21 protein-coding genes, 1 tRNA gene and 1 pseudogene are annotated in these 25,744 nt (G+C 66.4%); 5 read left to right on the top strand and 18 right to left on the bottom strand.

Annotated elements, in window-relative coordinates:
* Window positions 1-211: 211 nt before the first annotated feature.
* The 6 genes from AC1AZA_RS08070 to AC1AZA_RS08095 form a co-directional block, all read right to left on the bottom strand.
* A complete protein-coding gene (locus AC1AZA_RS08070; RefSeq protein WP_476514151.1) occupies window positions 212-1,231 on the bottom strand; it encodes a glycerophosphodiester phosphodiesterase family protein in 1,020 nt (339 codons plus the stop codon).
* A gap of 167 nt (window positions 1,232-1,398) precedes the next feature.
* The gene (locus AC1AZA_RS08075; RefSeq protein ID WP_476514152.1) at window positions 1,399-2,250 is read right to left on the bottom strand and encodes an amino acid ABC transporter permease; all 852 of its coding nucleotides are present in this window, start codon (window positions 2,248-2,250) and stop codon (window positions 1,399-1,401) included.
* The gene (locus AC1AZA_RS08080; RefSeq protein WP_476514153.1) at window positions 2,241-2,906 is read right to left on the bottom strand and encodes an amino acid ABC transporter permease; all 666 of its coding nucleotides are present in this window, start codon (window positions 2,904-2,906) and stop codon (window positions 2,241-2,243) included. The genes AC1AZA_RS08075 and AC1AZA_RS08080 overlap by 10 nt, the downstream gene beginning before the upstream one ends.
* A 119-nt stretch (window positions 2,907-3,025) precedes the next feature.
* Window positions 3,026-4,006 (bottom strand): glutamate ABC transporter substrate-binding protein, encoded by a 981-nt coding sequence (locus tag AC1AZA_RS08085; protein ID WP_476514154.1) that lies wholly within the window; start codon window positions 4,004-4,006, stop codon window positions 3,026-3,028.
* Between the two features lie 187 nt (window positions 4,007-4,193).
* The gene (locus AC1AZA_RS08090) at window positions 4,194-5,939 is read right to left on the bottom strand and encodes an ABC1 kinase family protein (protein WP_476514155.1); all 1,746 of its coding nucleotides are present in this window, start codon (window positions 5,937-5,939) and stop codon (window positions 4,194-4,196) included.
* 131 nt (window positions 5,940-6,070) lie between these two features.
* On the bottom strand, window positions 6,071-6,364 hold the full coding sequence (locus AC1AZA_RS08095) for a phasin family protein (RefSeq protein WP_476514156.1): 294 nt from the start codon (window positions 6,362-6,364) through the stop codon (window positions 6,071-6,073).
* A 234-nt stretch (window positions 6,365-6,598) separates the two neighbouring features.
* Between AC1AZA_RS08095 and AC1AZA_RS08100 the strand changes: the two genes are divergently transcribed.
* Window positions 6,599-7,579 (top strand): hypothetical protein, encoded by a 981-nt coding sequence (locus tag AC1AZA_RS08100; RefSeq protein WP_476514157.1) that lies wholly within the window; start codon window positions 6,599-6,601, stop codon window positions 7,577-7,579.
* A gap of 74 nt (window positions 7,580-7,653) precedes the next feature.
* Here AC1AZA_RS08100 and AC1AZA_RS08105 read toward each other — a convergent pair whose 3' ends face one another.
* Genes AC1AZA_RS08105 through dnaB form a run of 3 tightly spaced genes read right to left on the bottom strand, consistent with a single transcriptional unit; the run spans window position 7,654 to window position 11,266 of the window.
* Complete coding sequence (locus AC1AZA_RS08105) at window positions 7,654-8,409, bottom strand: type 1 glutamine amidotransferase (protein ID WP_476514158.1); 756 nt, start codon at window positions 8,407-8,409, stop codon at window positions 7,654-7,656.
* A gap of 39 nt (window positions 8,410-8,448) precedes the next feature.
* Window positions 8,449-9,867, bottom strand: a complete 1,419-nt coding sequence (locus tag AC1AZA_RS08110; protein ID WP_476514159.1) for a MurT ligase domain-containing protein — start codon at window positions 9,865-9,867, stop codon at window positions 8,449-8,451.
* A gap of 1 nt (window position 9,868) precedes the next feature.
* Complete coding sequence (gene dnaB / locus AC1AZA_RS08115; RefSeq protein WP_476514160.1) at window positions 9,869-11,266, bottom strand: replicative DNA helicase; 1,398 nt, start codon at window positions 11,264-11,266, stop codon at window positions 9,869-9,871.
* A gap of 450 nt (window positions 11,267-11,716) precedes the next feature.
* Here dnaB and AC1AZA_RS08120 point away from each other — a divergent pair, with 450 nt between their 5' ends.
* Window positions 11,717-13,078: an MATE family efflux transporter gene (locus tag AC1AZA_RS08120; protein WP_476514194.1), complete on the top strand. Its 1,362-nt coding sequence runs from the start codon at window positions 11,717-11,719 to the stop codon at window positions 13,076-13,078.
* On the opposite strand, the gene AC1AZA_RS08125 is transcribed toward AC1AZA_RS08120, so the two are convergent.
* From AC1AZA_RS08125 to AC1AZA_RS08145, 5 genes and pseudogenes are all read right to left on the bottom strand, one after another.
* Window positions 13,075-14,907: a [protein-PII] uridylyltransferase family protein gene (locus AC1AZA_RS08125; protein ID WP_476514161.1), complete on the bottom strand. Its 1,833-nt coding sequence runs from the start codon at window positions 14,905-14,907 to the stop codon at window positions 13,075-13,077. The two genes, AC1AZA_RS08120 and AC1AZA_RS08125, sit on opposite strands and share 4 nt — an antisense overlap.
* A 141-nt stretch (window positions 14,908-15,048) precedes the next feature.
* The gene (locus tag AC1AZA_RS08130) at window positions 15,049-15,387 is read right to left on the bottom strand and encodes a P-II family nitrogen regulator (RefSeq protein WP_150354424.1); all 339 of its coding nucleotides are present in this window, start codon (window positions 15,385-15,387) and stop codon (window positions 15,049-15,051) included.
* A 1-nt stretch (window position 15,388) separates the two neighbouring features.
* Window positions 15,389-16,720 (bottom strand): ammonium transporter, encoded by a 1,332-nt coding sequence (locus AC1AZA_RS08135; RefSeq protein WP_476514162.1) that lies wholly within the window; start codon window positions 16,718-16,720, stop codon window positions 15,389-15,391.
* Between the two features lie 159 nt (window positions 16,721-16,879).
* A pseudogene (ftsY, locus tag AC1AZA_RS08140) lies at window positions 16,880-17,902 on the bottom strand (signal recognition particle-docking protein FtsY); the annotation flags it as partial.
* Window positions 17,903-18,134: 232 nt separating this feature from the next.
* Complete coding sequence (locus AC1AZA_RS08145; protein ID WP_476514163.1) at window positions 18,135-18,479, bottom strand: hypothetical protein; 345 nt, start codon at window positions 18,477-18,479, stop codon at window positions 18,135-18,137.
* Between the two features lie 135 nt (window positions 18,480-18,614).
* On the opposite strand from AC1AZA_RS08145, the gene AC1AZA_RS08150 reads away from it, so the two are divergent.
* Window positions 18,615-19,415, top strand: a complete 801-nt coding sequence (locus AC1AZA_RS08150) for a TetR/AcrR family transcriptional regulator (protein ID WP_476514195.1) — start codon at window positions 18,615-18,617, stop codon at window positions 19,413-19,415.
* 416 nt (window positions 19,416-19,831) lie between these two features.
* Here AC1AZA_RS08150 and AC1AZA_RS08155 read toward each other — a convergent pair whose 3' ends face one another.
* Together AC1AZA_RS08155 and AC1AZA_RS08160 are read right to left on the bottom strand one after the other, a co-directional pair.
* A complete protein-coding gene (locus tag AC1AZA_RS08155) occupies window positions 19,832-20,755 on the bottom strand; it encodes a ribokinase (protein ID WP_476514196.1) in 924 nt (307 codons plus the stop codon).
* Between the two features lie 109 nt (window positions 20,756-20,864).
* Entirely contained in the window at window positions 20,865-21,878 is a 1,014-nt protein-coding gene (locus tag AC1AZA_RS08160) for a nucleoside hydrolase (protein WP_476514164.1), read from the bottom strand.
* Between the two features lie 166 nt (window positions 21,879-22,044).
* On the opposite strand from AC1AZA_RS08160, the gene AC1AZA_RS08165 reads away from it, so the two are divergent.
* Window positions 22,045-22,117 (top strand) — tRNA-Lys (locus AC1AZA_RS08165).
* A gap of 867 nt (window positions 22,118-22,984) precedes the next feature.
* Here AC1AZA_RS08165 and AC1AZA_RS08170 read toward each other — a convergent pair.
* Both AC1AZA_RS08170 and AC1AZA_RS08175 read right to left on the bottom strand, forming a co-directional pair.
* Window positions 22,985-23,800: a hypothetical protein gene (locus tag AC1AZA_RS08170; protein ID WP_476514165.1), complete on the bottom strand. Its 816-nt coding sequence runs from the start codon at window positions 23,798-23,800 to the stop codon at window positions 22,985-22,987.
* The gene (locus tag AC1AZA_RS08175) at window positions 23,793-24,023 is read right to left on the bottom strand and encodes a helix-turn-helix transcriptional regulator (protein WP_476514166.1); all 231 of its coding nucleotides are present in this window, start codon (window positions 24,021-24,023) and stop codon (window positions 23,793-23,795) included. Before AC1AZA_RS08175 ends, AC1AZA_RS08170 begins: the two co-directional genes overlap by 8 nt.
* 530 nt (window positions 24,024-24,553) lie before the next feature.
* Here AC1AZA_RS08175 and AC1AZA_RS08180 point away from each other — a divergent pair.
* Window positions 24,554-25,744, top strand: coding sequence for a pyridoxal phosphate-dependent aminotransferase (locus AC1AZA_RS08180; RefSeq protein WP_476514167.1), 1,191 nt, complete (start codon window positions 24,554-24,556; stop codon window positions 25,742-25,744).

The raw sequence follows: 25,744 nt of genomic DNA on the forward strand, positions 1-25,744 counted from the left end.
ACCGCCCCGACCCCGGCCACCCCCGACCGACATATAGCATCCCCGATCGGTCCAACCTATGCCACCGTTGACGCAGATTGGACCGATCGCGCGAAAAAACGGCCGTTTTCGGGGCCGAAAATCACATGATCGGTCCAACCTGCGAATATGAGCCCGCAGGTTGGACCGATCATGCACAAGTAGCCACGCCCGCTATCGGCAGCGCCCGCCGTTACGCCTTCGCCGGCACGAACGCTTCGAAAATGAACCGGTCGAAATACGGCTCTGATTCCCCGAGTTCGGCGGACGAGCGCACGGTCCAGGACACCGTCGCGGCACCCAGCGCACGCGCCAGACGCACCTGCGGGGCATCTCCGCCGTGCCAGTCGTAGGCGATGAAATCGGGCCTGCTCAACCAGTCGAAGCCCAGCATGCCGGCCATCCACTCGGTCACGGCCTTCCTGTCCGTGCCGAAGGCCGCAGTGTCCGCCAGCTGCCCGCGGTTGACCTCGGGACGGTTCTGCCGGTACCAGTTCACCGCGCCCGGGTGGAACGATTCGATGACGTACGGCCCGTCGTAGGCGTCCAGCAGCGCGGCGCCCTTCTCCATGAGTTCGTCGTCACGGGAGGACCACTCGTAGTCGTCGAACTTGTATTCCACGATCAGCGGCGCCCGCCCGGCCACCACCTTGAGCACGTCGGAGAACAGCGGCACGTGCTGGTAGTAGCCGTCCGGCACGGTTGCGGCGGCCGCGTCGAGCGGCTTGGCCTCCGCATCACCGGGCTTGGCGGGGGCGGGGAACAGCGGAATGGCCGTTAGCTCCTCGTAGGTCAGGTCGGCCACGCGCCGCGGGTCTCCGGCCACGCGCTCCAGATCGGCATCGTGGACCACCACCACCTGACCGTCGGCGGTGAGCTGCAGATCGAGTTCTATGCCGTAGCCGGCCTCGCAAGCCGCGGCGAACGAGGCGAGCGAATTCTCCGGGGCGATCGGCCCTGCGAAATCGTTGCTGCCATAGCCGGCCTTGACGGCCATCCGGCGCGCCAACGCCACGTAGTCGCCGCTTTCCTGCTCGTAGCCGGCCACCAGCCCGGAGCCGGCGTCATGCAGGCCACGATGGGCGTACGGCACGTCCGCAATGCCCGGCACGCCATGCCGGTTCCTGTCGAATCCCGGCCGCGGCGCCACCGCCAGCACACCGGCACCGGCGGCCAGAGCGCCCGCCGCCAGCAGTTTCCTGCCCAATCCCATGTCGGCCTCCCTCAAAGGCTTGGTGCGGAGGCCCGAGCCACCGCAATCACAGCATCAAACCTAGCACCCCGGTCGCCGCACCCGCCAACGGCAGGACCACGGACCGGGAACGCACGCCGTCGCACAGCACCCCGTGGCACACACCCAGCCGGTCGAGCCGCACCGGTCTATGAGTCCGCACCGCGCGGCACCACGGTGGCCACGTCGAGCACCTTTGCATCCTGCCGGCGAGACAGCCAGTTGGCGAACCGCGAAATGGCCAGATTCACCAGAATGTAAATGGCCGCAATCACCAAGTACACCGGGATGAGGCTGGAGAAGTTGGCGATGAGCACCTTCGCATTGACCATGAGCTCCGGGTAGGTGACCACGTAGCCGAACGACGTGTCCTTGACCACCACCACGAGCTGCGTGACCAGCGTGGGCGTGACGATGCGGAACATCTGGGGCATGATCACATACCGGAAGTTCTGCCAGTAGCTCAGCCCCAGCGAGACGCCGGCCTCCTTCTGCCCCTCCGGCACGGCGGCCACGCCCGCGCGGTACACCTCCGCCAGCACGGCGGATGCATATGCGGACACGGGAATCACCACCATCCAGTAGGTGCTGATCTTCCATCCCATCTGCGCGGGCACCAGGAACATGGCGTAGATGAACAGCAGCGTGGGCGTGCCGCGGAAGAACTCGATGACCGCAGTGGCCACCCAACGCACGGGCGCCCAGCGCGAGATGCGGCCCAGCATGAGCACGAGACCGGCGAACACGGCGATCACGCCGGCACCGAGCGCCGCCCGCAACGTGCCCACCAGACCCATGCCGATGAACTCCCACACGTTGAGCTGGCCGAAGAAATACCAATACCGAGAGTCCAGCTGCCCCTTGATGTAGAACCGGTAGACGATCCATGCCACGAGTGCGGCCAACGCCAACGCGGACAGCACGGTGCCGATGAGGATGCGACGGCGCGCGCGGGGGCCGGTGGCCTCGAACAGCGCGGCCTCGGTGGGGGTCATCGCCATATCGCAAGCCTCCTTTCGAGCCTGCGGCCCAGAAATGCGATGAGGAGGCCCGTGAACACGTACATGAGCGCGGCCACGAAGAACGTGGTGACGCCCAGCGCCTCCTTGTTGTTGATCTCCGCTACCAGACCGGTGAGCTCCTTGTGCGCGATGGGCACCAACGAGCCCACGGAGGAGCTGATCACCACGGAGATGCACAGCGTGACCATGGGCTGGACCACCGCGCGCAACGCCTGCGGCAGTACGATCGACGTGACGATCTGCGTGAATCCCAGGCCCAGCGAACGGGCGGCCTGAATCTGCCCGGCGTCTATGGTGTTGATGCCGGTGCGCAGGTTCTCGCAGGCGAACGACGACGCCACAAGCACCAGCGCGAGGATGGCGCTCGGCTCATAGTCCACCACCAGTCCCAGATCCGGCAGCGCGTACACGATGAACACGAGCAGGCAGAGGACCGGCATATTGCGGAACACCTCCACGTACACGGTCACGGCGGCGCGCAGGGGCGCGATGGGACTCACCCGGGCCACGGTGAGCAGCAACGCCACCAGAAATCCGCCTACGAACCCGATGGCGGCGATGCGCAGCGACACCAGATACGCGTCCACGAACGACTGGCCATAGGTGGTCACCAGATAGGTGAAGTCATGGATCATCGCGTGCACCTCCTTTCACGGCTTTCCATGCCATATATACGGCCAAAGGCTCCCCTCAAGCGCCGGACGCGGCACGGGGGAGCCAGACGTTGATCACCGGACCGCAGTCACGGTTCGGTTCACTGCTCGATCGACGGCGGGGTGGGTACGGTGGTCACACCGGTGCGGTCGCCGATGGTGACCTTCCACAGCTTGGCCCAGGTGCCGTCGTCCTCGATCTTCTTGAGCCACGCGTTCACGAACGCGGCGGCGTCGGAGTCCTTGGGCAGGCCGATACCGTACGGATCCTTGCTGCCGAAGGGCTCGCCCACGATCTTGAAGTCGTTCGGGGACTTGACGAGGGTGCCGAGCTGCAGGGTCTGGTCCACCACGTAGGCGTCCACACGGCCCTGACGCAAGGCCTGGGTGGCCTCGGCATCGGTCTGGAACTCCTGAACGGTAGCCTGCGGAGCCACCTCGGCCACGATCTGCGGACCGGTGGAACCGCCCTGGACGGCCACCTTCTTGCCGGCGAGCGAATCGACGCCGGTGATGTCGTTGTTGCTCTTGGCAACCAGAATGGCCTGCTGGGACACGTAGTACGGACCGGCGAAGGAGATCTTCTCCTTGCGCTTGTCGTTGATGGTGTAGGTGGCGAACACGCTGTTCACGGTGCCGTTCTGCAGCACGGACTCACGGGTGGAGGAATCCACCACGGTCAGCTCGGTCTTCGCGTCGCCGAGGATGTAGCGGGCGAGCAGCTGGCTCAGGCCGGCATCGAAGCCGCGCACCTTGTTGTCGGTGGTGGACTGCAGCGAGAACAGCTGGGACGTCTTGGTGCCGCCCACCTTGAGCACGCCGGCCTGCTTGACGGCCTTGGCCCAGGCGTTGGCCTCGACGGTGGCATCGTCCGCGACGGCGCCCGCGTTGATGATCGCGTCGTAGTCGGACACGTTGAGATCGGTGCTTGAGGCGGACGAGCTCGACGCGGAGCCGTTCGCCGAGCCGGACGCCGAGTTGGCGGCGGTGGGCGCCTCGCCGCAGCCGGCAGCGAACAGCAGGCCGGCGGTGACGGCGAGCGCTGCGGCCTTGCGCAGCAGCGAAGTCTTGATTGTGGTCATGATCATTCCTCTCTTGACGGGTCTGCCCCGGGTGGCTGCGGCATACCCGCATCCCCCGTCGGTCGACCGTTGTGACTTCACCATAGCGAAGGAATGCGGCCCGCATGTCACGATCGCGTGAATTTCGCCCTGAGAGGCTATCGCAATTTCTTATAGCGCGTTGCCTGAGCCTTACCGTCGCTTGGGTTTACCGCCGCTTGGCCTTGCGGCCCTTGAAGTAGATGTCGAACACGATCCACGCAGACAGCACGAAGGCGACCACGTAGCCCATGAAGCCCACGATCGGGATGCCGAACACCACGGGCTTGATGCCCGCGTAGTACACGATCGACGAGCCGACAAACAGGCCGACCACGATGAGCGCCATGGTGACGCGGTTGACCATGTCGCTCAGCAGACGCATGGGTTCGTCGCCGCCCACGAGCTCGGCGTTGACGCGCAGCTGACCGCGGGTGAGCATGCGTGTGGCCACCTTGGCCTCCCCCATGGCCGCAAGCAGCCCGTGCAGCGCCTTCACGCCCTCCACGCCCAGCGTCCGGGCCTCGTCCCTGGCCATGTCCCGCTTGGATTTGGAGGCGGCGATGTGCGCGGAGATGATCTCGATCATGTTGACATCCGGAATGAACTCGTCGAGCAGGCCTTCGAGCGTGACGAGCGCGCGGCCCACCGTGGTCACTGAGCTCGGCACCTCGATGTGGTGGCGTGCGGCGAGCTGGGTGAGCGAGTTGAGGAACAGGGCGATGTCCAGGTCCTTGAGGTCGATGGTGCCGAATTCCTTGACGATCACGTCCAGATCCGCCAACAGGGCCGGATAGTCCTCCGAGTCGGCCTCGCCGCCCGCGAAGCGCAGCAGGCCGTCCGCGAGCGCGGGGGAATCCTGCTTGGCGACGGCGAAGATCATCTCCTGAAGCGCGGAACGGGTCTTGGCGTTGAGCCGGCCGGTCATGCCCAGATCGATGAGCACGATCTTGCCGCCGGACACCATGATGTTGCCGGGGTGCGGGTCGGCATGGAAGAAGCCGTCGTCAAGGATCTGCGTGGCGTAGTTGTCCACGAGCTTGGTGCCGATCTCCTTGAGGTCGTACCCGGCGGCGATGAGCTGACGCGGGTGCGAGACGGAGATGCCGTGCACGTATTCCATTACCACCACATGCTGCGTGCACAGGCGCATGTAGGGCTTCGGGCAGTCCATGTAACGGTACGGGCGGCAGAATTCCTTGAAGTCCCTCAGGTTGCGGGCCTCCACCAGGAAGTCGGTCTCCGCCTCGAAGGTCTCCCAGAGTTCCTCGACCACGCCCTGCAGGTCCACCACCTGGGCGGCGTGCATGAACCGGGTGGCGTATTTGGCGGCCGAACGCATGATGTCCACGTCCTGAGCCATGATCTCGCGCACGCCGGGGCGCTGCACCTTGACGGCCACGTCCTCGCCGGTGACGAGCGTGGCGCGATGCACCTGCGCGAGCGACGCGGAGCCGAGCGGCGTGGGATCGATGTGGGAGAAGACCTCCCCGACGGGCCGGCCGTATTCGTGTTCGAGCGTGGAGAGCACGGTGGCATAGGGCATCGGATCGGCGTCCGCGCGCAGCTTGGACAGCTCGTCGCAGAACGACTGCGGCAGCATTTCGGAGCGCATGGACAGAATCTGCCCCACCTTGACGAACGTGGGGCCGAGCGCCTCGAACATGAGACGCATCTTGACGGGGGTGAGCCCGTGGAACACATCGAACCGGGAGCAGATCTTCCAGATCTGGCGGATGCGCTTGAGCCGGCCACGGCGGGTCAGGTGGTAGCGCGAGGAGAAGTCGTTGCGCCGGCCGCCGAAGAATTCCAGGGTCTGCGGCGAGCGCGGATCGTATTCGCGGACGAGGTCGTCATCGGCCGCATCATCGCCGGCGTGGCGACCGCGAGCGTCGCGCAGCGGGTCGTCCGGCATGCGGACATCTCCGTCGCCATCCGCTTTCGGGTACGGCAAAGCCCCGCCGGTCGTGTCCGCAGGCGGCTGATGCTGCTGCGGCTGCGACGGTTCGGCGGGGGTCGCTGGGTCCGTGGATTCGTGGGGTAAGCTCACGCCTTGGGCTGGTCCTCGTCGGTATCAGGCTCGGCGTCGGCGGCATCCGAGGCCGACTGCTCAGCGGCGGCCGGCTGTTCGGTGACCGGCGTTGCAGCAGCCTTGTCGGCCGCTTCCTTGATGGAATGCTTGAGCTCGGTGTTGAGCGCCTTGCCCTGTTCGACGGTCAGTTCGCCCTTCTTGACGAGATCGTCCACGATCTCGCTGCCCTTCTCGTACGTGGTGGCCAGAGCGCCGACGCCGGCCAGAAACACCTTGCGCAGGCCTTCGCCCAAATCAAATGCAGCCATGATACGCCTCCTTGTGTTGGATGGACACTTCCCACATTACCCGCAAATTTGTGAGATTGCGCATTCTGGAGCGCCTTTTCACCGCGCAGCATGCGCAACATCACAAATTTGCGACTGTGCACATGTGCATAAGTCATCGTGCGACACGCCGTAGCACCACAACCGGGGGGCACGTTCGCGCACAGGGGCCAGACCGGCATGCGGGCAAGGACTGCGTGGACGTAGCGTACTGGCATGAGACGCAACCCGAAACTGGAACAGGCGCTGAATGACGCCGAACGCGAACGCCGATGCTTGCGCACCTCGGATCGCAACCTGCAGCGTGCTCTGGCACAACGCCACCGCGCCGGTGAGCTGCTGCGCATCATGCCCGGACTCTACGTGCGTCCCTCGCACTGGGGCTCGCTGGGCAACAGGGAACGGATCATGCACGTGCTGCGCGCGGAATGCGCCGCCCATCCCGACTGGGTGCTGGCCGGTGTCAGTGCGGCGACGGTATGGGGACTGACGGAAAGCACCTTCCTCAACCGCAAGGTGCACTGGGCCAAGGATTTCACGCATGCCTCAGCCGACCGGGGTCACTATGCGTTCCATGCGATGCACAAGGACGAGACGCAGAAAGTCATCGTTGACGGGTTGCCGGTAACCTCCATTCACCGGACCATGTTCGATTGCGCCCGATGTCTGCCGCTGCCCGATGCCCTAGCCATTCTCGAGGCAGCCCTGAGACTTGGCAGAACCGTCAAGGCACGGTTCGAATCCTATCTGGCGGGAAAACGCGGCTGCAAGGGCATCCGATCGGCGCTGATCGCCACCCGGCACGCCAATGGCCTGAGCGAGAACGGCGGCGAAGCCATTTCGCTGGGCTATCTCATTCAATGGGGCTACGAGCCGCCGCAGCAGCAGGTGTGGTGGACGGATCCGGTTACCGGGCAGCGACGCCGTGTGGATTTCCTCTGGTTCCGAGCCGACGGACGGCCGATCATCGGTGAACTGGACGGACGCGGCAAATACGTGGATCCCGCCATGACCGGCGGCAGGGACATCGAGTCCGTCGTCATCGAGGAAAAGGATCGGGAAAGCAACCTCGCCTTGGATGGAAGGGCCATCTTCGTGCGGTGGACGTTCAATCAACTCATCCGGCATCCCGAACTCGTGCGCCGCAAGCTCGATCTCGCGGGTGTACCCAAGACCCGCAAAATCGCAAATTTGTGAGATTGCGCATCCTGGAGCGCCTTTTCACCGCGCAGCATGCGCAACATCACAAATTTGCGAGAGTGCACCTCGCCTCAGCGCGGGCGGGCGGAGGCCACGGCACGGGCGCGGGAGGCGATCTCGTTCAGACGGGCGAGTTCGGCACGTTCCGCCTCGTCGCCGAGGTCCCGGAACGTGCCGTAGCGGCGTTCCACGGCCGTGCGGATCAGGAAGTCGGAGACGGCGGGGTTCTTGGGCAGCAGGGAGCCGTGCATGTAGGTGCCGATCACATGGTTCACGCGCGCGCCTTCGGTGTGGTCCTCGCCGTTGTTGCCGCAGCCGTCCCGGTCCACGCGGCCGAGCGGCTGCACGCCCTCGCGCAGGAAGGTCTGGCCGGAGTGGTTCTCGTAGCCGATCACGTCGCCGAACTCGTCCGAATGCTCCGTCAGGTTGCCAATCATGCGCACGTTCTGCCCGACAGTGTACGCACCGATCACGCCGATGCCGTCCAGCCGGTCGCCGTCCACGGTTTCGAAGTACTCGCCGAACAGCTGGTACATGCCGCAGATCATGAGCATGGGCACGCCGTCCGCCGCCAAGGACCGCAGCAGGTCCGCACGGCGGAACAGGTCGTCGATGATCTTGCGCTGGCCGGTGTCCTGTCCGCCGCCTCCGAGGATCAGGTCGACGTGTTCCGGCCAGTCGTCGCCCTGATCGTAGGCGTGGATGCGCGGCTCGTAGCCGTACAGTTCGAGCCGGCGACGCACGGTGAGCACATTGCCGGAGTCGCCGTAGATGTTCATGTCCCGTGGGTACAGGGACACCACGTCGATTGAGAGGGTATCGGGCATCTTCCGTCTCCTTCCTGTTGCCCTGTGGGGTTCCGGCGCTCAGCGGCCCACGCCGGCGTCCGCCACGTGGGCGATCTTCGCGAGCGAGGCGCGCACGTGGAGCATGGCGGTGTACGTGCAGTAGATGTGCTTCGGCACTCCGGGGTTCGCAGCGACGAACGCATGCAGCGCGGCATCGACGTCCGTATCCGTGTGGGCCACCGGCACCCGGTCGTAGCCGAGGCGCAGGGCCATGTCCCAGGCGCGCACGCCGGACACCGCCGCCACGCCGGTTACGCGCAGGCTGGTGAAGTCCACGTCCCACAGCCAGCTCATGTCCCGGCCGTCGGCGTATTCGTCGTTGATGACGATCATGGTGTCCGCACCGGCGGGCGGGAAGCTGGCGAGCGAGAGGCGAAAGCCCATCGGGTTCTTGACGAGCAGCAGTTCGACGGGGCTGCCGTTCACGTCAATCACCTCGCCTCGGCCGAATGCGGGGGTGACGTGGCTGACCGCGGCGAGCAGTTCGTCGGTGCTCGGTCTGCGGGACGAGCCGGCGAGCACGGCGCGAACCACGGCGAGCGCAGCCGCCGCGTTGTACAGGTTGTACACGCCTTCGAGCCTGACCACGGTGGTGTGTTCGGTGCCGTCCATGAGGAACGTCGCCTCGTGGTCGCCCACGCGGGTGAGGGTTACGTCCGGCGCGGTTCCGGCACACGCGGCGGGCATGATCTGCGGCCCGCCATCCGCCGTTGCACCCGCAGCCGGCGCACCCACGACCGACGCACCCACGGTCGAAACGCCCTCCGTGGCAACGGTGGTGGCCATGTCGTCGTCGGACGGGAAGCGGGGCTTGAGTTCGTCCGACAGGCCGAAGTAGCGCACCGCCGTGCCCTTGGGCGCCAGCGCAGCGAGCGCACGGATGCGCGGATCCTCGCGGTTGAGCACCACCGTGCCGGTCGTCGCCGCGGCCACGTGGCCAAGCAGACGGGCGGTGTTATCGATCTCGCCGAACCGGTCGAGCTGGTCGCGCATCACGTTGAGCAGCAGGGCGTAACGCGGGCGCACCTGACGCACGAAGTGCACGGCGTACGCCTCGTCGAGCTCCAGCACGGCGATGTCCGCGTCGAGGCGCCCGCCGGCCGTGGTCGCCGTAAGCAAGGCGGAGACCACGCCGCGCGTGAAGTTCGATCCGGTCGGGTTGGTGAACACCCTGAAGCCCAGTTCGGTCAGGATGGAGGCCACCATGCGCGTGGTGGTGGTCTTGCCGTTGGTGCCGGAGACGAGCACCACCCCGTAGGGCAGCTGCGCAAGCGTGCGCGCCAGGAACCCGGGGTCGATGTCCTCCACCACCTTGCCGGGCAGCGCCGAGCCGCCGTGACGGGTCAGCCGGGCCAGCGAGCGCACGATGCGTCCGACGGTCGGCGTGGCGAACGAGTACCACGGCCTGCGGGGCACTGTCACCGTGTTCTTTCCCATGTCACACCCCCTGATTCGCGTTGTAGTCCTGGGGCATGTCCTTGAACTTCGACGTGGCGCCCAGGAACGCCAGATGGAAGGTTTCGGTCGGGCCGTTGCGGTGCTTGGCCATGATGATGTCGGCCTCGCCGGGGCGGTCCTCCTTGTCGTAGAAGTCGGGGCGGTGGACCAGGAACACCACGTCGGCGTCCTGCTCGATAGAGCCGGATTCGCGCAGGTCGGACAGCTGCGGCTTCTTGTCGTTGCGCATCTCGGGGCCTCGGTTGAGCTGGGAGAGGGCCACGACCGGCACTTCGAGCTCCTTGGCGAGGAGCTTCAGCGCGCGGGAGAACTCGGAGACCTCCTGCTGGCGGGATTCCACCTGCTTGCCGGAGCTCATGAGCTGCAGGTAGTCGATCACCACGAGCTTCAGGTCGTTGGTCTGCTTGAGCCGGCGGCATTTGGCGCGGATCTCCATGAGGCTCATGTTGGGGCTGTCGTCGATGAACAGCGGGGCGTCGTTGAGCTTGCCCCAGAACTGGTTGAGCGTGTTCCAGCGTTCGGGGGTGATGTCGTCCGCGCGGCGCAGTGCCGCGAGGGGGATGTTCGTTTCGGCGGAGATGATGCGCTGGGCGAGTTCCACCTTGCTCATCTCGAGGCTGAACACGATGGCCGTCATGCCGTGGTGCAGCGCGGCTGCGCGGGCGAAGTCGATGCCGAGCGTGGACTTGCCCATGGCGGGACGCCCGGCGACGACGATCATCTGTCCGGGCTGCAGGCCCTGGGTCAGGTCGTCGATGTCGCGGAATCCGGTGGGCACGCCGCGTTCCACCTCACCGTTCTGCAGCTTGTCAAGCTGGTCGAGGGCGTCGTGGACCACCGGCCCGATGGCCGTGTAGTCCTGACGCACCTTGCCCACGGACATCTCGTAGACCTCGGACTGGGCGAGGTTGACCACATCCTCCGCCTGCGAGCCTTCGGCGGTGTAGCCGAGCTGGGCGATCTTGGTGCCGGCGGCGATCACGTTGCGCAGGATGGCCCGCTGGTGCACGATTTCCGCGTAGTACGTGGCGTTCGCGGCGGTGGGCACGGCGTTGATGAGGCTGTGCAGGTAGTCGGCGCCGCCCACCTTGTCGAGGTCGCCGCTCTTGAGCAGCGCGTTGGCCACGAGCACCGCGTCCACCGGCTGGCTCTGGGAGAACAGGTCGATGATCGCCTCGTAGATGGTCTGATGCTTGGGCTGGTAGAAGTCGGAGACGTCGATCATCTGCGAGACCTCGCCGATCGCGTCCTTGCTCATGAGCATGCCGCCGAGCACGGCCATTTCCGCGTCGTCGTCATGCGGGGGGATGCGGTCGAAGACCACGCCGCCCTGGGCGCCGTCCGAGCGACCGGCGTTCCAAGAAGTTCCATCTGCCATACCCATGAGTATAGAAGCAGGGCGTATCGGGCATGTTCTGGGGCCGCCGGAGCGCAGAAACTCACATATGCCGTGTGCGATTCGCCCGCAAGATCCCGCGCGACACGCGATGCAGCGTCTGTGGATGAAAAAATGAGTTATCCACACTTCGGGGATATCTCGGTGGATATCACCGCGCGTTATCCACATTGTGGGGATAATCTAGTGTACAAGCTGGGGATATCGAGAACGCAGGCGCAACGGAAATTTGCCATTAGGTAAACAACGTGCTACGGGAACGTCATAAACGCAAAAGCTACGCAGTCCACCGCGGAGCCACGTGGACAACGAACGCCCGACCCGTCCCACCGGCCCGCCGCAGTTGCTACAGTAACGGCCGTGAGCACGCAACAGACGCAGGAACGCAACGGAACGCCACGCCAAGCCGGAACGGGCGCCCCCATGGCACCCATGGCGAACGCCGGCGGCGCGCGCACCCCCGAAGGCCGCACCGCAATGAACGGCGACGGGCGGCGCATCCTCGCCCTCGCCCTGCCCACGTTCGGCCAGCTCATCGCCGAACCGACCTTCATCCTCATCGACACGGCCATCGTCGGCCATATCTCCGACTCGGCGCTGGCGGGCCTGTCCATCGGCTCCACCATCATCCTCACCGCCGTGGGGCTGTGCGTCTTCCTCGCCTACTCCACCACCGCCCAGGTGGCGCACCTGCTGGGGGCGGGCCGGCGGCGCGAAGGCATGCAGGCCGGCGTGGACGGTCTGTGGCTGGCGCTCGGCATCGGCATCGCACTCGGCATCGCACTGTTCGCGGCGGCCGAGCCCCTGTGCCGCGCGCTCGGCGGACAGGGCGACGTGCTCGTTCAGGCCGTCGCCTACACCCGCGCGATCGTGCTCGGTGCGCCCGGCATGCTGCTCGTCTACGCGGCCAACGGCATCTTCCGCGGCGTGCAGAAGGTGCGCATCACGCTCATCGCGGCGGTGAGCGGCGCGGTGCTCAACACGCTGCTCGAGGTGCTGTTCGTGCTCGTGTTCCGCTGGGGCATCGCCGGCTCTGGCGCCGCCACGCTGATCGCACAGTGGTACATGGGTCTGTTCCTCGCCGTACCGGCTGTCCTGTGGGCCCGCGCGGACGGGGCGAGCCTTGCGCCACGGCTGTCCGGCATTGCACAGGCGGGGAGCGACGGCCTGCCGCTGTTCATCCGCACACTGGCCATCCGCGCTGCCATGGTGGTCACGGTGGCGAGCGCGGCGCGCATGGGCACGGACGTGCTGGCGGGCTTTCAGGCCGTCAACTCCTCGTGGAACTTCGCCATGAACATGCTGGATTCGGTGGGCATAGCCGGCCAGACGCTGGTCGGTACGGCATTGGGTGCAGGCGCCGTGGCGCAGGCCCGCCGGCTCACGAGGGCGACCGGGCGCGCGGGGCTGGTCACCGGCGTGGCGATCGGCCTCGGCTTCGCATTCGTAGGGCTGTTCGCCGGGCGCCTCTTCTCCCCCAGCCCCGCCATCCAACTGCTGGTGGCGGCCGGCATGGTCACCATGGGCGTGTTCTTCCCGCTGCAGGGGTGGATGATGGCGCTCGACGGCATTCTCATCGGCGCGCGCGACTACCGGTATCTGGCCGTCACCTGCACGCTGACGGCCGTGGCCTACATCGCGCTCGTGCTCGCGTTGGCGGACTGGCTCACACCCCTGCTGCCGGGCGAAACGGCCTGCACGGTGGCCCTGTGGACGCTGTTCAACGTGGTGCTCATGGGCGGGCGCGGTCTCGCCAACGGTCTGCGCGTGCGTGGCGACCGCTGGATGCGTTAGCCGCGCAGCGCCTCGCGTGCGGCGGCATACATCTGGCCCACGATCGCGGCCCGCCACTTGCTCCATCCGTACCGCTTGGTGATCGCCTCGCCGGGCGTGGCGCCAAGCGAGGAACCGTCTGCCCGCGTCAGGTCGAACAGCATGTCCAGCAGGATGGGGTCACCGCTCACCGCGGCCGCCAGCTCCCGTCCCACGGCCGGGTCGTTCGGGTCGCGTCCGGTGGCGTATTCGGACAGCGTCAGGTGCTCGCGCACCAGCAGCGTGGCCCATTGCACGATGTCCGCCGAATATCCCATGCGCCTCAGGATGTACGGCACGTGCCGCGCCCCTTCGGCCGCATGGTCCGTAACCCCCGGCCGCTTGCCCAGATCGTGCAGGATGCCGGCCAGCAGCAGGGCCGCGTAACGGTCGTCGTCGTAGCGTCCGCCGCTCGGCGTTTCCCGTCCGAGCCGGGAGACCGCCTCCACCATGTGCCGGTCCACCGTGTAGCGGTGCGCGGCCGAAGCGGAGGGCCGGTTGCGGATGCCCAGCCATTCGGGCATCCAGCGGCCGGGAAGGTTCACATAGTCGAGCTCCTCCCACACGCCCATGAGCGCCGGGCCGGTAGCGAGCAACCGAATGAACAGCGAACGGGCCTCGTCGTCCCACACCGAGTCGCGGATCGGACAGCGCTTGAGGTTGAGCAGCGTGGTCGGATTGATCTCCAGCCCGAACTCCCCGGCGGCCACTCCTGCGCGCAGCGCCAGATTCGCGTCCGCGGACGGGTCGGTGTTCGGTGCAAGCACGATCTCCCCCTCATGGCGGGCCAGCCCCGGCGCAATCACGTCGAACTGCGGGGCCTCGCGCTTGCCGCCGGCGCGCGGCTGGAACATCTGGAAGAAGGCGAACCGCGGCTTTTCGTGCACCAGCGAATGCTCGGCGCGCGAGGCAGTGGAGTCGAGGGCGAAGGAGATGCGTCTGCCGAGCCCGGCGAGCGCGGTCTGCAGGTCGTCGATGGCCTTGGCGTCGCGTTCGGCCTGCGGATACGTCGGATCGGCAAGGCCCATCATGGCGGCCACCTGCGGCTGGTAGGGAGCGAGCAACAGGTTCGTGTCCTTGCGCGCCGCCAGATGGATGCAGTCGCGCACGTCGAGCAGCCGTTCCACGGCGTCGTCGTAGGCGCCGTGCGGCCGGTCGGCCAGCCAGGATGCGGCGAGCGCGGAGACCAGAACCGAGTCGCGCAGACCACCGCGCGCCTCCTTGATGTCCGGCTGGTTGATGTACGCCATTCGGCCGAACTCGTCGAGCCGGGATTTGGCGGAGTCGAGCAGCTCGGGCAGTCGTTTGCGCGCGGCCTTGCGCCAACGCGTGAGAATGGAATCGGCGGTTTCCTCAATGAGCCCGGTGTCCCCGGCGATCGGGCGCACGTCGAGCCAGCCCATGGCGGCGGGCAGGTCGGAGTCGGTCACGGCCTCGCATTGGGTGCGCGTGCGGATCGAGTGGTCGAGGTCAAGCCCGGAATCCCACAGCGGGTACCACAGCTTGTTGGCGAGCATGGTGAGCTGCTCGTCGTTGAGGGCGTGTGAATCGTAGATGACCACCAGATCGAGGTCGGAGCTGGGCCCCACCTGCCCTCGGGCGAGCGAGCCGACCGCCGCCAACCCTATGCCGCCGTCCGGCACGGCGAACGGCACCGCGTCGAGCGCCTCCGCCCAGAGCTTCCTCAGACAGCCGACGGCCAGTTCGGTGCGCGCCTTGCGCTTGGCCGCCCCATTGCGGTAGACGCCATCGCCGTCGGGCCGGCTCATGTCCATGAATCGTTGCTTCAAACCGTCGACCGCACTGCCCACGGCATTCCCTTTCCCTGTCCTTGCAAACGTGCCGGTTAACGAGGAAATCCCCGCGCACGAGAGCCTCGCACGCGGGGATTCCTGTCTCATTTGCTCCATCCCGGTCGGCACGGCGGTCGGGTCCGGGATGGGCGTCTTGCGTCAGATCGCCGCGGAACCGGTCTCTCCGGTGCGCACGCGGGTCACCGAGTCAAGCGGGGCGACCCAGATCTTGCCATCGCCGATGGTGCCGGTGCCGGCCGCCTTGGCGATCACGCCGACCAGCGTCTCGGCGTCGGCGTCGTCGGACAGCACCTCGACGCGGATCTTCGGGATCAGATCGACGGTGTATTCGGCGCCGCGGTAGACCTCGGTGTGGCCGCGCTGACGGCCGTAGCCGTTGGCCTCGGACACGGTCAGGCCGTGCACGCCGGCGGCCGCGAGGGCCTCCTTGACGTCGTCGAGCTTATGGGGCTGGATGATAGCGGTAATGAGCTTCATCTCACTTCACCTCCTTGAGGACGGAGCTGGCGGTGCCAGCGAAATCATACGCACGCTCACCCTGATCGGCCAGATCGATGCCGCCGACCTCCTGAGCTTCGGTGACGCGCCAGCCGAGGGTCTTCTCCAGGGCGAACGCGATGATCGCGGTGATCACGCCGGAGTAGAGGATGGCGCACAGGGCGATCACGATCTGCACGAGCAGCTGCTTGAAGTCGCCGCCCGCGAACAGGCCGGTGTCCTGAGCGAAGAAGCCGATGAGCACGGTGCCGGTCAGGCCGCCGACGCCGTGGACGCCGACGACGTCGAGGGAGTCATCGTAGCCGAGCTTGAACTTCAGGCCGCAGGCGAAGCAGCACAGCACGCCGGCGATCGCGCCGAGCACCATGGCCCACAGCGGGGAGACCACATCGGCGGCCGGGGTGATGGCGACCAGACCGGCGACGATGCCGGACGCGGCACCCATCGCGGTGTAGTGGCCGGTGCGGATCTTCTCGGTGAAGCCCCAGGCCAGCATGGCGGCGGCGGTTGCGGCGGTGGTGGACATCCACGCATAGCCGGCGGTGCCGTTGGCGCCGAACGCGGAACCGGCGTTGAAGCCGAACCAGCCGAACCACAGCAGGAAGGCGCCGAGCATCACGAACGGCACGTTGTGCGGACGGATCGGGGTGACGCCGAAGCCCTTGCGCTTGCCGATGATGAGCACGATCACCAAGGCGGCGACTGCGGCGTTGATGTGCACGACGGTGCCGCCTGCGAAATCGTGGGCGGCGGCGCCGATGGCGGTGGAGATCGCACCGTCGGGGCTCAGCAGGCCGTGGTTCCAGACCATGTGGGCCATCGGCGCGTAGTCGAAGGTGATCCACAGGGCCACGAACAGCATCCACGTGCTGTACTTGATGCGCTCGGCGAGGGCACCGGAGATCAGGGCCACGGTGATCATGGCGAAGGTGACCTGGAAGGCGACGTCGATGGAGCCCGCGTAGTTGGGCATGTCGTCCGAGACACTCGTGAAGTTGGCCGGATCCTTGACCGCGGTGAACACGCCGTCCTTGGCGACCATGGAATCCTTGAGCAGGAAGCCCGTGGCCGGGTCACCGAAGATGCCGCCGATGCTGTTGCCGGCGTAGGCGATCGACCAGCCCCACAGGGTCCACACGACCGCGGTGACGGACAGTGCCGCCGCCGAAAGCATCAGCATGTTCAGCACGGCCTTGGCGCGGACCATGCCACCATAGAAGAACGCCACACCGGGCGTCATGAGGAAAACCAAGGAAGCGGACGTAAGCATCCATGCGGCATTGCCGTACGTTGCTGCGACTTCGGGCAACATGGCTACCTCCCTCTCTCTGTTCAGGCGCCGGGGGTTCCGGCGGAGTTCACTTGTGCGGCTTCCGTATGGGAGCCAACACACGCAATGAAACGACCGCCGGATTTCCGAGCGTGTTACATCCTGTTACGGGAAGGTTAAAGGCCTTGGAACACGCGTCCGTCAGGCCAGAATGCCGTCCACGAACCCTTCCGGGTCGAACGGGGCCAGATCGTCCGGCCCTTCGCCCAGCCCCACGAGCTTGACCGGCACGCCGAGCTCCTTCTGCACGGCGATCACGATGCCGCCGCGGGCCGAGCCGTCGAGCTTGGAGAGCACGATGCCGGTGATGCCGATCGCCTCGGCGAACACCTTGGCCTGGGCCATGCCGTTCTGGCCGGTGGTGGCGTCGAGCACGAGCAACACCTCGTCCACGGGCAGGCTCTTCTCCGTCACGCGGCGGATCTTGCCGAGCTCGTCCATGAGGTTCGCCTTGTTCTGCAGGCGGCCGGCCGTGTCGATGATGAGCACGTCCGCCCCGGTTTCCTTGGCCCGGGCCGCCGCGTCGAAGGCCACGGAGGCCGGGTCGGCGCCGTCCCTGTCCGAACGGACGACGGGCACGTTCACGCGGGCGCCCCACGTTTCGAGCTGGTCCGCCGCGGCGGCGCGGAAGGTGTCGGCCGCGCCCATCACCACGGACTTGCCGTCGGCCACGAACAGGCGGGCGAGCTTGCCGGCGGTGGTGGTCTTGCCGGTGCCGTTGACGCCCACCATCATGATGACGGACGGCCTGTTCGCCCCCGGCTTGTTCACGTTGAGGCGGCGGTCCGTGTCACGGCCCACCAGATCCAGCAGCTTGCCGCGCAGCATCTCGCGCACGGCGGCCGGGTCCTTCTCGCCGGTCACGCGCGCGTCGGAGCGCAGCCCGTCCACCAGCTGCTCGCTGGCCTCGGCGCCCACGTCCGCCAGCAGGAGCGTGTCCTCCACGTCCTCCCAGTCGGATTCGCTGAGGTTGTCCTTGGTGAGGATGGAGAACAGGGCCTTGCCGAAGGGGTTGGCACTCTTGGCGAGCTTGGCCTTGAGACGGGTGAGGCGCGAGCCCACGGATTCCGGCGCCTCGGCCCGCGCGGCGGGTTCGGCAGGCTTGACGGGCTTGACGGCTGCGGATGTCTCGGAGGGCGCGGCGGATGCAGGGGTTTCCTCCGCGGTTCCGGCCTTGGAAACGGACTGTTGTTCGGCCTGAGCTCCGGACGGCTGCGAGGACGGCGTTTCCGGCCGTTCCTTTGCGGCCCCGGACCCATTGCGGGAACGGGACCACAGGATTCCGGCGACGATCAGCGCAACGAGTACGGCAACGACGACGGTCGCGATGATGGTATTCGTATCCATGCCTCAAAGCGTAGAAACGCCAAGGGACAGGCGGGGGTGGGAGCGCACGTCAGCCCTCGCGGCCCTCCTCGCCGGCGCGCTTGGCCTTGCGCTTGGAACGCATCTCCACCACCGTGCCGTTGGTCACGTACACCGGGTTCTCCATGGTCCGCTCGTTGGGGCCTTCCGGTGGGACCGCACCGGCGGGACGGGTCAGTCTGGACGACTGCGGCTCGAACGACGGCACCATGCCGGCCGACCGCGGCGGACGGGCATCCTCCTCGGGCTTGGGGTCGGAGCGCTTCTTCAGGCTCTCGGTGAACAGTCCCTCGTGCGATTCGCCGCGCGCAAGGCGCAGCACGAACACCACGGCGCCGACGAGCAGCGCCAACCACAGAAGAATCACCACGAGCATACGGCACATTGTGCCAAAACCCCCTTACGAAGCGCACGCATCGTTTCGCGACCGTCGCCATTCCCTCACACAACCTGCCGACACGCGTGGCCCAGCGCCCGTGAAACAATGGAACGCATGGGAAATTCTTCGAGGATGACGTCCCTGCAGCGCAGGGAGCAGCTGATCGAGGTGGGGCGCGCGCTGTTCGCGTCCAAGGGGTTCGAGGCCACGAGCGTGGAGGAGATCGCCACGAACGCCAAGGTGTCCAAGCCGATCGTCTACGAGCACTTCGGAGGCAAGGAAGGCCTGTACGCCGTGGTGGTGGACCGCGAGATGCAGGCGCTCACCACCGCGCTCACCACCGCGCTGGCCGAGCCGAGCGATCATCCGCGCCAGATCGTGGAACGCACGGCGCTGGCGCTCCTCACCTACATCGAGGAGCACACCGAGGGATTCCAGGTGCTGGTGCGCGATTCCCCGAGCACCGATCCGGCCGGGTCGTTCAACTCCCTGCTGGGTGACGTGAGCATCCGCGTGGAGGATCTGCTCGCCGCCTCGTTCAGGAAGCAGAAGCTGCCGGCCCGGGCCGTGCCGTACTACGCGCAGATGCTCGTGGGCATGACCGTGTTCACCGGCCAGTACTGGGCCGACCGCCGCAAGGTGAGCAAGGAGCAGCTCGCCGCGTACATCGTGGATCTGGCGTGGCATGGCCTGTCGCGCCTGTCGCCCAAACCCGAGCTGCGCTACGAGGGCGAGAAGGCCCGGCGTCAGGCCGAACGCGAGGCCCGCCGGGACACGGTCCGCGACGGCCAGCCTGCCGGCGAACGTCAGACCGACGGCGACGCCACCGATTCCGGCGCCCTCCACCCGCTCGCCCGGCTCGCCGCCGAGTCGGAACCGGCGCGGACGGCCGACGGCGGGCATGCCGTCCTCACCGACTCCGACCTGTTGTAGCCGTAGCGCCCGTCTGCATGTCTGTGTACAAGCACACAGGGGGCACAGGGGCATGACGGACGCCGTCCTGAAGCTCCACGCCAGGTCATCGGCCTGCTATCTGCATAGTGTGCAGCACTTTCCGGGTGGTGCGGACATCTATCTGCATAGTGTGCAGCAGGCCGGCCTCCGCACCGGCCGAAAACCGACCGAACAATAGCCAAAAACCGGGTGCATCCGGGCGCGCAAGGCACTCTTGGAACGGATCGAGTGCTGCACAGAATGCAGATAGATCTCTGCACAGGCCGAAAAGTGCTGCACACTATACAAATAGCCATTGCCGGCAGCCGTGCGGACGCCCGGAACATGAACCAAGCCGACTCCTGCACCGAGAAAACCGCCGCGACTGCATGGGGGAGTCCGGCTCGGACCTCGGCTCAGGCCGGGAGCGCCGCGAACCGCTCCCGAATCTGCTCCGCGGTGCCGTAGGATGCCTGCGCTCCGGAGCCCGTCGCCGCATAGGCGGACACGTACGAGGCCACCTGCGCCGATTCGCGCAATCCCAGTCCCGCGGCCAGACCGGCAAGCACCGTGCCCATGAAGGCATCGCCGCAGCCGGTGGTGTCCACGGCGTCTACGGTCACCGGCGCGATGTGCGATGCCACGCCGCTCGCGGTGTCCAGCACCACGGAGCCCTCGCCGCCGAGCGTGACGATCGCGCTCGGGAAGCCGAGCCGGCTCATGCCCGCGAGCGCCTCCTGCCAGTCGAAGGCAGCCCATTTGCCGCCGCCCGGTTCCTCCACGTCCAGCATGAGCGCCATCTCATGCTCGTTGACCAGCAGCACGTCCGTGGCCTGCACGAGTTCGTCCGGCAGCTTGGCCCGGAACGGCGAATTGTTGAGCAGCACGGTCTTGCCGGCGCCGTGGCACAGACGCGCGGCGGCGGTCACGGTGTCGATCGGGCTTTCGAGGCACAGGCCGAGCACGGCCACGTCGGGGCCCGCGAGCGATTCGCGCGATTCCTTCACGTAGTCGACGGTGACGTGCGCGTTGGAGCCGGGCGAGTACACGATGGTGTTCTCGCCGTGGGCGTCCACGGTGATGACGGTGGTGCCGCTTGCGCCGGGCACGTGCCGCACGTGAGCGGTGTCCACGCCGGCGTCATTGAGTTTGCCGAGCAGGAAGTCCGCGTTGGCGTCGTCGCCCACCGCGCCGAACAGTCGCACGCTGGCGCCGAGCCGGGCCGCGGCTGCGGCCTGGTTGCCGGATTTGCCGCCGGGCAGAATGCGCAGCGGACCGGCGTTCACGGTCTCCCCCGGCTGGGGCAGGCGTTCGGTGACGACGGTGTAGTCGGCGTTCATCGAACCGATCACGGCGACGGACCGTTCCGCCGCGGCGATCGCACCGAACGCGTCGAGGATCCGCGCGGCATCCCGCCCTGCGGCTTCGCGCATGCCTTCCTCCAGCATGTCACGCCGCCTTCTGCGTGCCGGATCCGGCGTCGTGACCCGCGGCCATGCCCTTCGCGGCCAGCGCGGTGATGCGCGTCATGAACTCGTGCAGGAACCGCGGCACGTCCACGCCCACGGCCACGCCGGCGGTCTTGACCGGATCGTTGAGGCGCGTGTTGTCGCCGATGGTCCGTCCGCGCGTGGGGCCTTCCAGATCGACCATCATGTTGATCGGCAGCAGCGTCACCAGCGTCGGGTCGATGGCGGCGGCCACGGCGAGCGGGTCGTGCAGGCCGCACCCGCCCAGATGCGGGGCGATGCGCCCGTACGCGCCGATGTAGTAGTCGGTCATGTCCGCCAGGAACCGGCCGGCCGGCGTGCCCAATGCGCGCCATTCGGCGGTTTCGCGCTTGGTGAGCAGCGTCTGCAGGGTCACGTCGAGGCCGATCATGGTCACCTGCGCACCGGAGCGGAACAGCGCGTCCGCGGCTTCCGGGTCCTGCGAGATGTTCGCCTCGGTCCACGCGTTCACGTTGCCGGGCACGGTGAGCGCGCCGCCCATGAGCGTGATATTGCCGATCTTCTTGACGGTCTGCGGATGCTTGGCGAGTACGGCGGCGATGTTGGTGAGCGAGCCGGTGGGTACGTAGATGAGGTCGTCACCGTAGGTTTCGGCCGCGTCGATGATGAAGTCGACGGCGGATTCGGATTGCGGGGCGCGCGCGGCGTCGGGGATTTCCACCTCGCCGATGCCGTTGTATCCGTGGATGCGTGCGGTGGAGTCGCTGACCGTGAAGTCGTCGCGCATGCTCGGATGGCTCAGTCCCGGGTAGACGGGCACTTCGGGGTGCCCGAACAGTTCGGTGACCGCCAAGGCGTTGCGCACGCCGCGTTCGAGCCGCACGTTGCCGAACGTGCCGGTGATGCCGATGAGTTCCACTTCCGGGCTGCCCAGCGCGTAGGCGATGGCCAGGGTGTCGTCGATGCCGGTGTCCAGATCAAGGATGAGCTTCTTCGTCATGGTTTCCACCATACCCGCCCCCGGCCCGCCCGCGCCCGCCCGGGACGATCGTTCGCCCAGCGTTCATCTACCGCTGGTGACCGTACCGTTTGTCCAGCGTGGTGTTGCGTGCAGCACCGTGCCACACGCAACACCACGCTGGACAATGTCCGACAGCTGCGTGTATTTTAGAAATGTTGCCCCTCTAGCTCAACGGTTAGAGCAGCGTCCTTTTAAGTCGTGGGTTGTGGGTTCGAATCCCACGGGGGGCACCTCCGGTAGGCCTCGAAACCAATGATTGCAACGGTTTCGAGGCCTTCACATTTCCTGCACAATCCGCTAAAAAGGACGCGACCCGACATTAACCCAACACATTTACCGGCGCAATGACGGTTAGTCCGATCCTGTTTTCGCACGATCGGTCCAACCTGTGCACCCAAATTCGCAGGTTGGACCGATCATGCGAAAAAACGGCCGTTTTCGGGGCCAAAAATCGCACGATCGGTCCAGTCTGCACGCACACCGGCGCAGGTTGGACCGATCGAGCGAAAGCGATGAGCAGCCGGAATGCAGCTAGGGGCTCGAAGACCGTTGCAAGAAAGGAGCAAGCGACTTCGCCACATCCGTCGACCGGCGCCCAATCGAACCGATCGAGCCACGATCAGGACTAGAGACCCGCGATCGGACATCCGAGCCACCCAAGTATGCAACCGCCGCGCCGACCGCCGCGCGAAAGAAAAAGAGAAAGCCCGGCGGATTGGGCCGGGCTGAAGAGAGAAGAGAGAGGAAGGGATTCAGTTATCGCAACCTTGCGGTCACGGTTTTATATAACCGCAGGAGGTTCAAAGCAACATGCCGAAACGCTGAGAAATCTCTGGGAATTCCGCACCGTGCGGCGTGAGTTCGGCGCTGGCGCAACGTGGGCGCGGCACAGCCACGGCAAGGGCACGGCGCCACACGGCGCGGGCACGGGCGCAACGTGACCATAGCGAGGCACAGCCACGGCACGAACACAGTGCAACACGGCCACAACATGGCATTTGCACGCGCAGCCGGATCCAGCGATCCAGCCCGCCCGTCCGCGCAACGCCCTGCCGCCACAGCCAGTCCCGCAGCCCAAGCATCCCGCGACCTTCCTCTCACAGCCGCCGGCCGTAGTAGCGTCTGGCGAGCGCCGCAACGACGCCGTAAAGCGCGGCGGCACCCAAAAAGCCCAGTCCCACGTACATGAGCGGGGCGAAGTCGAAGGCCATGGAGAGCGAGAACAGCAGGATCTCCATCGTCAGGCATGCCACGTACATGATCCACCCGGTCGCCGAATCCGCCTTGAGCTTGACGAGACGTTCGCGCTCGTCATCACGCGGCAGCGGCAGGGCCCGCCCGTTCCGCCCGGACAGCAGTCCGGCGACGATCATGCACGCCGCCGCAGCGAGCGCCCATACCCCGGTGGCCGCCCAACCACGAAATTCCGCGGTTCCCCAGCCGTACCGAACACCGCCGCCGATTCCGAAGGACAGTCCCCACACCGCGAGCAGTCCCGCCGCTGCGAAGAACTTCAAACGGGCGCGAAACCGTTCCCCCGCCGTGGGCTTGCCGGTGCGGGCGATCGCGCGCCGTTCATCGTCGGTCAGCGGACGCGGCCAGATGAACCCCGCAACGACCAGCGCAACGCCCGTCACGGCCAGCACCGCGCAGGCCACGATCGTCGCATTCCGATCCCACGGCAGCGCCGAGGGCCTGTCCATCAGAATGCCGAAAACCGTCATGGCCGCCATGAGCAGCGCAAAACCGCCGATCACCGGAACAGCACGCGCCACGCCACGCACAGACGGCATACGGCCGGATCCGCCGTTCGTCGTTTTGCGGCCGGACCCGCCGGACTCGCCGAACCGGTCGGGCGCCCGGCCTCCCTCGTCCCGATCGCTGCCTGCATTGTTGACACCGTGGTTACGCATAGCCGTTCTCCTCGTCCTCAATGCGTACGTTCTCCTCAAGCAGGCACAGGTCCTCGACGGTGGTGCCGAACACCCGCGCCATGCGGTAGGCGAGCATGAGCGAGGGATTGTATTGCCCCTTTTCGATGGAGATGATGGTGCGCGACGACACGTACACCACGTCCGCCAGCTCCTGCTGCGTCAGACCCGCCGCCTTGCGATATTCACGAACCTTGGTCCTCATCGACCCGCATCACCTCTTTCGGCGCAGTCGTCATATGAAGTATGCTTCACATGAAGTTAGCTTCATAATATCGCATACAGACCGTTCCGACAAGTCCGGGAGGCAAATCCCTGCACCGCGCCGCCTCGACAGCACGGCATCCATGCCATTCCCCGTCCGAGCAACTCGATCGGGCAAAGAGAAAGCCCGGCGGATTGGGCCGGGCTTGGAGAGAAGAGAGAAGAAGGGATTCAGTTATGCGGGCCTTTGCGGCCGTGACTTCATATAACCGCACGAACCGCAAAGCAACGTCCGATTTGTCTGGGAATTTCATGAGAATCATCCCGCCCGCTGCACGCAATCCGCTCAACCTACGAGCCAGTCACCGCAGACTGGGCAAATCCATTGCCGAACCGCTCACGCACCGCCGCACCGCCCACGCGCACCGTCCACGCACCCACCGCCGCCCCACCACGGACCCGCCGCGACCGTAGTACTGTGGAACCACAGCCACGAAGCCAACAGGAGCCAACCGGAACAGGAGCCAAGCCATGATCAACGAGGAATACAAGGCGATGCTGGGCGGCAAGTCCGTCATCCGCGAACTGAGCGAGTACGCGACGGCCCGCGGCAGTCAGATCGGCTACGAGAACGTGTTCGACTACAGCCTCGGCAACCCGTCCGTCCCCGCCCCGCGCGCATTCACGGACGCGATGGTGGACCTGTACGAGCACGGCGACCCGGTGAAGATCCATGGCTATTCCCCCTCGCTCGGCATCCCGCAGGTCAAGGACGCCATCGCCGCCAACCTCAACGAGCGCTTCGGCATGGCGTACACCGGCAATCACATCTTCCCCACCACGGGTGCGGCGGGCGCACTGGCCCACGCCATGCGCGCGGTGACCAAGCCCGGCGACGAGATCGTCACTTTCGCCCCCTACTTCCCCGAGTACCAGCCGTATGTGAAGGGCACGGGCGCGAAGCTCACCGTCGTCCCGGCGGACACCGCGAACTTCCAGATCAACTTCGACGCGTTCGCCCGGGCCATGAACCCAAACGTGACGGCCGTGCTCATCAACACGCCGAACAATCCGTCCGGCGCGGTGTACTCGGAAGCGACGCTCACCAAGCTGGCCGCGCTCCTGACCGCCAAGCAGGCCGAGTACGGGCACGACATCTTCCTCGTGAGCGACGAGCCGTACCGCGAGATCGTGTTCGACGGCAGCACGCAGCCCTACCCCGCGAAGTTCTACGCGAACACGCTCACCTGCTACTCGTGGTCCAAGTCGCTGAGTCTGCCGGGCGAGCGCATCGGCTACGTGGCGGTGAACCCCGAGGCCACGGACGCGGACCTGCTGGTGCCGATGATGGGCCAGATCTCGCGCGGCACCGGCCACAACTGCCCGCCGAGCTCCATCCAGCTGGGCGTGGCCAAGGTGCTGGACAAGACCGCGGACCTCTCCGTGTACGAGACGAACATGAATCTGCTGTACGACGCGCTCACCGCGATCGGATTCGACGTGGTGCGCCCGGGCGGCACGTTCTACATCTTCCCTAAGGCGCTGGAGGATGACGCCGTCACGTTCTGCCTGAAGGCCAAGGAGCACGACCTGATCCTCGTCCCCTCGGACAGCTTCGGAGTGCCCGGCTACTTCCGCATGGCGTACTGCATCGACACGGAGAAGGTGAAGCGGTCCATCCCGGTGCTCGAGCGGTTCGCGCACGAGGTGTACGGACTGTAA

It is taken from the genome of Bifidobacterium sp. LH_389, from assembly GCF_056357235.1.

Bases quoted from the DNA above. Each gene is read 5' to 3' on its own strand.
- AC1AZA_RS08135 (WP_476514162.1), bottom strand. From the start codon at position 16,720: ATGTTGCCCGAAGTCGCAGCAACGTACGGCAATGCCGCATGGATGCTT.
- AC1AZA_RS08090 (WP_476514155.1), bottom strand. From the start codon at position 5,939: ATGCCGGACGACCCGCTGCGCGACGCTCGCGGTCGCCACGCCGGCGAT.
- AC1AZA_RS08180 (WP_476514167.1), top strand. From the start codon at position 24,554: ATGATCAACGAGGAATACAAGGCGATGCTGGGCGGCAAGTCCGTCATC.
- AC1AZA_RS08155 (WP_476514196.1), bottom strand. From the start codon at position 20,755: ATGAACGCCGACTACACCGTCGTCACCGAACGCCTGCCCCAGCCGGGG.
- AC1AZA_RS08175 (WP_476514166.1), bottom strand. From the start codon at position 24,023: ATGAGGACCAAGGTTCGTGAATATCGCAAGGCGGCGGGTCTGACGCAG.
- AC1AZA_RS08130 (WP_150354424.1), bottom strand. From the start codon at position 15,387: ATGAAGCTCATTACCGCTATCATCCAGCCCCATAAGCTCGACGACGTC.
- AC1AZA_RS08080 (WP_476514153.1), bottom strand. From the start codon at position 2,906: ATGATCCATGACTTCACCTATCTGGTGACCACCTATGGCCAGTCGTTC.
- AC1AZA_RS08145 (WP_476514163.1), bottom strand. From the start codon at position 18,479: ATGCTCGTGGTGATTCTTCTGTGGTTGGCGCTGCTCGTCGGCGCCGTG.
- AC1AZA_RS08100 (WP_476514157.1), top strand. From the start codon at position 6,599: ATGAGACGCAACCCGAAACTGGAACAGGCGCTGAATGACGCCGAACGC.
- dnaB (WP_476514160.1), bottom strand. From the start codon at position 11,266: ATGGCAGATGGAACTTCTTGGAACGCCGGTCGCTCGGACGGCGCCCAG.
- AC1AZA_RS08075 (WP_476514152.1), bottom strand. From the start codon at position 2,250: ATGGCGATGACCCCCACCGAGGCCGCGCTGTTCGAGGCCACCGGCCCC.
- AC1AZA_RS08095 (WP_476514156.1), bottom strand. From the start codon at position 6,364: ATGGCTGCATTTGATTTGGGCGAAGGCCTGCGCAAGGTGTTTCTGGCC.
- AC1AZA_RS08070 (WP_476514151.1), bottom strand. From the start codon at position 1,231: ATGGGATTGGGCAGGAAACTGCTGGCGGCGGGCGCTCTGGCCGCCGGT.
- AC1AZA_RS08120 (WP_476514194.1), top strand. From the start codon at position 11,717: ATGGCGAACGCCGGCGGCGCGCGCACCCCCGAAGGCCGCACCGCAATG.
- AC1AZA_RS08105 (WP_476514158.1), bottom strand. From the start codon at position 8,409: ATGCCCGATACCCTCTCAATCGACGTGGTGTCCCTGTACCCACGGGAC.
- AC1AZA_RS08160 (WP_476514164.1), bottom strand. From the start codon at position 21,878: ATGGTGGAAACCATGACGAAGAAGCTCATCCTTGATCTGGACACCGGC.
- AC1AZA_RS08150 (WP_476514195.1), top strand. From the start codon at position 18,615: ATGACGTCCCTGCAGCGCAGGGAGCAGCTGATCGAGGTGGGGCGCGCG.
- AC1AZA_RS08170 (WP_476514165.1), bottom strand. From the start codon at position 23,800: ATGCGTAACCACGGTGTCAACAATGCAGGCAGCGATCGGGACGAGGGA.
- AC1AZA_RS08085 (WP_476514154.1), bottom strand. From the start codon at position 4,006: ATGACCACAATCAAGACTTCGCTGCTGCGCAAGGCCGCAGCGCTCGCC.
- AC1AZA_RS08110 (WP_476514159.1), bottom strand. From the start codon at position 9,867: ATGGGAAAGAACACGGTGACAGTGCCCCGCAGGCCGTGGTACTCGTTC.